Source organism: Oscillochloris sp. ZM17-4 (assembly GCF_019599295.1).
In the GTDB taxonomy this organism is placed as follows: Bacteria; Chloroflexota; Chloroflexia; order Chloroflexales; family Chloroflexaceae; genus Oscillochloris.
In genome coordinates, this window is the sequence record NZ_JAIEWN010000005.1 from 80,009 (window position 1) to 85,104 (window position 5,096).

The 5,096-nt window shown below is 60.0% G+C and carries 5 protein-coding genes and 1 pseudogene; all 6 read left to right on the forward strand.

What is annotated here, in order from left to right; translation table 11 throughout:
• A pseudogene (locus K2Z83_RS28810) lies at positions 1-200 on the forward strand (tryptophan synthase subunit beta); the annotation flags it as partial.
• 99 nt (positions 201-299) lie between these two features.
• Positions 300-782: a PmeII family type II restriction endonuclease gene (locus K2Z83_RS06270; RefSeq protein ID WP_220594319.1), complete on the forward strand. Its 483-nt coding sequence runs from the start codon at positions 300-302 to the stop codon at positions 780-782.
• A 68-nt stretch (positions 783-850) separates the two neighbouring features.
• A complete protein-coding gene (locus K2Z83_RS06275; RefSeq protein WP_220594320.1) occupies positions 851-2,083 on the forward strand; it encodes a DNA cytosine methyltransferase in 1,233 nt (410 codons plus the stop codon).
• Positions 2,074-3,132, forward strand: a complete 1,059-nt coding sequence (locus tag K2Z83_RS06280; RefSeq protein WP_220594321.1) for a hypothetical protein — start codon at positions 2,074-2,076, stop codon at positions 3,130-3,132. Before K2Z83_RS06275 ends, K2Z83_RS06280 begins: the two co-directional genes overlap by 10 nt.
• Positions 3,129-4,049, forward strand: coding sequence for a diacylglycerol kinase family protein (locus K2Z83_RS06285; RefSeq protein WP_220594322.1), 921 nt, complete (start codon positions 3,129-3,131; stop codon positions 4,047-4,049). The genes K2Z83_RS06280 and K2Z83_RS06285 overlap by 4 nt, the downstream gene beginning before the upstream one ends.
• Positions 4,050-4,150: 101 nt before the next feature.
• Positions 4,151-5,096 (forward strand): ParB/RepB/Spo0J family partition protein (locus tag K2Z83_RS06290; RefSeq protein WP_220594431.1); only part of this gene is annotated, 946 nt, incomplete at its 3' end.

The window sequence follows — 5,096 nt, forward strand, 5'->3', positions numbered from 1 at the left end:
ACGAGGAGGCCCTGGACGCCTTCGAGACCCTCTCGCGCAGCGAGGGGATCATCCCGGCCCTGGAGAGCGCCCACGCGATCGCCGAGGTGATCAAGCTCGCGCCGACCATGGGCAAAGACCAGATCATCCTGGTGAACCTCTCGGGCCGCGGCGACAAGGACATCTTCACGGCGGCCGAGGCGCTGGGGATGGCGATCTAACCTCCCTGTCACCTAGTCTCCTCACCCGCGGCCCCTCTCCCGCCGTAGCGGGAGAGGGGAGCCGAACGCGCACCCAGATGATCTGTTTGGAGGCAGTGCGTGACTCTGACTGATACCGAACTTGAACACATTGTCGGGCAGCTTCTGGATAGCTTCTACGCGCACCGAATCCAGAAGTTAGAGGGGCTCAAGCTCGCAAATATCCTCAAACGGAAGAATCCCTACCGATTTTGCGCTATCGGCATGCAGGAAGCTTCCGAGATTGTCGAGACACTCCTCCAGACATACCTGTCATCCTCAGATGAGGGCATCTTTAGCGATGTATTCTTTGAGCCCCCTAGCAAAGGCGGCGAGGCGAGCGGCCAGGTCTTCTGGCAAGAGCTGACCGGAGATCCGACGCTGTATCTGCGGATCATCCGGGTCATGCAGGATCGACCGACTCGCCACAAGGTGGAGTTTGATCATGCCTGGGCGGCGGCGGTGAATCGCTTCACTGCCGCATTCGTGGCTGATTTCTGTCGCCCTGACGGGAGAATCAACTGGGAGGCGCTGGTTGAGTTTAATAGCGGGGCGCGCGAGTAGGCTTGCCAAAGCGTGAAGCATGTGATACACTATTACAGGTTAAGCACAAAAGTTCGAGGAACGGTGGTATGCATATGGAAGCGAGAGAGAAAACCGTCCTCGATCTCTTCTGCGGGGCAGGTGGCATGTCGCTCGGCTTCAAAAAGGCCGGCTTTCAGATTGTACGGGCTATTGACCATTTTAGGCCGGCAATTGAGACATATCAGCACAACATCGGCCCTCATATCGAACGCATTGATCTATCACAGCCTATTGAGCTCGAAACAAGTGATGTCATCATTGGCGGCCCTCCATGCCAGGGCTTCTCCTCCGCAGGGTTGCGCCAGCACACAGATAGAAGAAATATCCTTGTCGGTAGATTTGCCAGTATCGTCGCAGATCTACGCCCTACAGCCTTTGTTTTCGAGAATGTTGAAGGGTTCTTAACTGCTGAGAACGGAAAAAATGTCATTGACCTCCTCGATCCGCTTATTGAAGCCGGATATCAGATCCATCTGCGCAAGGTGAATGCCGCTAATTTTGGAGTGCCACAGCACAGGAAGCGTATTATCGCAATTGGCGGCTTAGGCTGGGCTCCTTCTTTCCCTGAATACACACATACTGCCTATGGCGCTCCTGGCGCTCAGCTTGCCTCGCAGCATTTGCCATTGACTCCTTCGATTATGGATTCACTGCGCACCCTGCCGCCAGCATCTCCGCAACCGCCAGGTGCTATCCAAGGCCATGTTCATCGGCAGTTGAGCCCTCTGGAGTTACAGCGAGCTATTGCATTGAAGCCAGGGCAGACGATGCGCGATCTGCCAGAGGAGTTACAGCACACCAGCTTTCGGCGGCGGGCGGCGCGGCGAGTTATGGATGGTACTCCGACAGAAAAGCGTGGAGGCGCGCCATCTGGAATCAAACGGCTCAAGCCAGGCGAGCCTTCAAAAGCGATCACCGGCGGCATGCAGGGGGAGTTCTTGCATCCGTATGAGCATCGTCCACTCACCATCCGCGAGTGCGCTCGACTCCAAACCTTCCCCGACGATTTCATATTTATTGGCGGTAGCGCCGATCAAATGCAACTCATCGGTAATGCGGTTCCGCCGCTGCTTGCCGAGCGTATCGCTGAGAGCTTACTCAAAGACGTAGATCGCACAGATGCAAAGCACCAGCAGAGCTTAGCGCATACCGGCGAGCTTCTCAGCTTCATCCCGACGCTCTCATCTGGAGTTAGCCCAGCGTTGCGTTATGTGATTGAGTTAGTAAACCAACGCTACCTCAAACACCCCGTTATCGAAAGGCTCACCCTATGGGACTAACTGCTCATCAGCGATCACTTATCACAAAGGCCCGTACCGGCGGAGGAAGCGACCTGGGCGTAGCGCTCGATGATCCTGTATGTTGTTACCTCCTGGCGACCATTGTCAGCGATCTTGGGCTAGAGCAGAGTTTCCCCGATATTCCAGGCCATGTAGAGCCTTTTTTTGGATCAAAAAGCATTTCAGATCTTCGACTACCGGGGTTGAATTTTCTTACGCTCTTTGAAAGGCTCGTTTATGAGCGCCCAGATGCAGACACCTACTTCTTCTGCCTTGCGACCTTACACAAGGCCAGGCTGAAGTACGAGCGAATTCTGCAATCACAGGCAATTCCCACTATCGACCAAGTTGGCCCCCGTGGGCTGTTGCAATACGGAACCCTGAGCACATCAGGACTTGTTGGCTTGTTGTTCTGGCGCAAGTGGATGTTCGATATAGACAATCGAGCTGGACAGGAAACAGGCTATGTCTTTGAGCCAATAATCGCATATGCGATAGGTGGAGTGCCTTACAGCGCCAAAAAAAGCCCGGTGAAACGAGGGGGGCGCGGTGATCAAGGTAGACAAGTCGATTGCGTGATCAATGATAAAGCCTACGAGATCAAAATCCGCGTAACCATTGCTGCATCAGGACAGGGGAGGTGGCATGAAGAACTTGAGTTTCCAAAAGACTGCCAGGCAAGCGGATATCAGCCCGTTCTGGTCGTTCTCGATCCAACCCCAAATAGCAAACTAGATGAATTGAGCCGTGCGTTTATCAGCGCAGGTGGAGAAGCCTATATAGGCATGCAAGCATGGAATCATCTTGCAGAAGCAGCCGGATCTACAATGGCTGCATTTTTAGAGCTTTATGTGCATCAACCTCTGCGATCTCTCGTTTCAGCAGTTCGAGATGAACTGCCAGAGTTAAGATTGCGATTCGACCAAGACAATATTGTTATGGAGATAGGAACTGAATACCTTGCAATTCAGAGGACTTTAACCGAAAATCTTGTCGCTGAGCCAGAAGAACTTCCCGAAGATGTTGATGAAAGCGGGCCAGTGCCATGAAAACCTGCGTCATCCTCAACCCGTGGGCCGGGCGCGGCGCAGCGGGCCAGCGCCGCCCCGAGCTTGAGGCCGCCCTGCGCGCCGCCGGCGCGGAGTTCGACCTCGTGGAGACCCACGCCCGCGGCGGGGCCACCGAGCTAACCTACCAGGCCCTAGACCGCGGCTACGACTGCGTGGCGGCGGTGGGCGGCGACGGCACGATCAACGAGGTGGTGAACGGCCTGGTCGGCGGACGTGAGCGCCTCGGCCGCGAGGCCGCCCTCGGCATTGTGCCGCTCGGCACCGGCAGCGACTTCGTCAAGGTGCTCGACGGGTTTGTGCCGAACGATATTCACGGCGCCGTGCGCCGCCTGGCCGCAGGCCGCACCCGCCCGATCGACCTCGGCAAGATCACGGTCGAGTCGCCGGCCGGCGAGGAGCGACGCCACTTCATCAACGGCCTCGGCATGGGCCTCGACGCCCAGGTGGCCGTCGAGAGCCTGAAGCTGACCGGCCTCAAAGGCTTCGCCGTCTACCTCATGGCGATCATCCGCGCCCTGGGCTCGTACAAGGCCAATGTGATGACCGTGCGCTTCGACGAGTATGAGGTGCGGAGGCGCCTGCTCTTCGCCAGCGTGGCCAGCGGGCGCAGCCAGGGCGGCGGCTTCCTGATGACCCCCGAGGCCATGATCGATGACGGCCTGCTCGATATCTGCATCGTCGAGAAGCTGCGCCTCGACCAGATCATCCGCTACCTGCCCAAGCTGATGGAGGGCACACACACCACCCTGCGCGAGGTGACGATGGGCCGCGCCCGCAGCATCGAGGTGCTCTGCGCAAACGGCATCCCCGTCGCCACCGACGGCGAGGTGGTGGCGACCCATGCCACACGGGTGAGGGTCGAGGTGCAGCCTGGGGCGGTGAGCTTAGTCGCCTAACCAGGCGTGCGAGGGCGCTGCCCTCGCACGCCTGGTTAGACGTGGTTCTGTGTTATACTATCAAACAAATGTGTTCATCTGAGGAGCTGTCTGCTATGTCAATGCAACTACTCTACCTCGACCCGCGCCAGCTTGAGGCTGACCCGGACGGGGTTCGTGAGGACCCGGGGGATGTCGCCGGCCTGGCGGCGACGATCGCCGAGCGCGGGCTGCTCCAGCCCCTCGGCGTGGTGGCGTCCGGCGGCGGGCGCTACCGGGTGGTCTACGGCGGGCGTCGGCGGGCCGCCGCCGTCCAGCTCGGCCTGGAGCGGGTGCCCTGCATCGTGCTCGACACCGACGACCCGGACCTGCTGCTGCGCCAGCTGATCGAGAATGTGCAGCGCCAGGATCTGAACGACGTCGAGCAGGCCCGGGCCTACGCCCGCCTGCGCGCGCAGATCATCGTCGAGCGCGGCAAGCTCCCCGAGAGCGACCTGGACGACATCGTCGGCGAGGCGGTCGGGCTCAGCGGGCGCACCGTGCGGCGCTACCTCGGCCTGCTCGACCTGCCCGACGATGTCCAGCAGATGATCCGCCGCGGCGAGCTGAATGTCACCCAGGCCCAGCACCTGCGCCGCGTGGCTAGCCCGAAGACTCAGATCGAGCTGGCGCGCTTCGCGGTGGACGAGGGCATGTCCGCCGCCGAGCTGAGCAAGCTGGTGGCCTACTTCGCCGCCAACCCGAACCTGACCCTGGAGACCGCCCTGCAGGCCCTGGAGCAGGGCGAGGAGCTGCGCACCCGGCCGGGCGGCCCCGAGGTCAGCCTCGCCGGCGGCCCGCTGGGCAAGACGAGCGTGGCCGCGGTGGACCAGGGCGACAGCGACGCCGGCCTCTGGGACGATGAGGGGGGCGAGCCCGGGGATGACGGGTTCCTGCGGGTTGAGGAGACGATCGAGAACCAGCCGAAGAACAAGGCCCGCGTCTTCCGCATCCGCTCGCTCGACCAGATGGTCGATGAGACCGACCGCATCTCGCGGGCCTACGCCGAGGGCGACCTGGTGAAGTGGG

Bases quoted from the DNA above. Each gene is read 5' to 3' on its own strand.
- K2Z83_RS06285 (WP_220594322.1), top strand. From the start codon at position 3,129: ATGAAAACCTGCGTCATCCTCAACCCGTGGGCCGGGCGCGGCGCAGCG.
- K2Z83_RS06275 (WP_220594320.1), top strand. From the start codon at position 851: ATGCATATGGAAGCGAGAGAGAAAACCGTCCTCGATCTCTTCTGCGGG.
- K2Z83_RS06280 (WP_220594321.1), top strand. From the start codon at position 2,074: ATGGGACTAACTGCTCATCAGCGATCACTTATCACAAAGGCCCGTACC.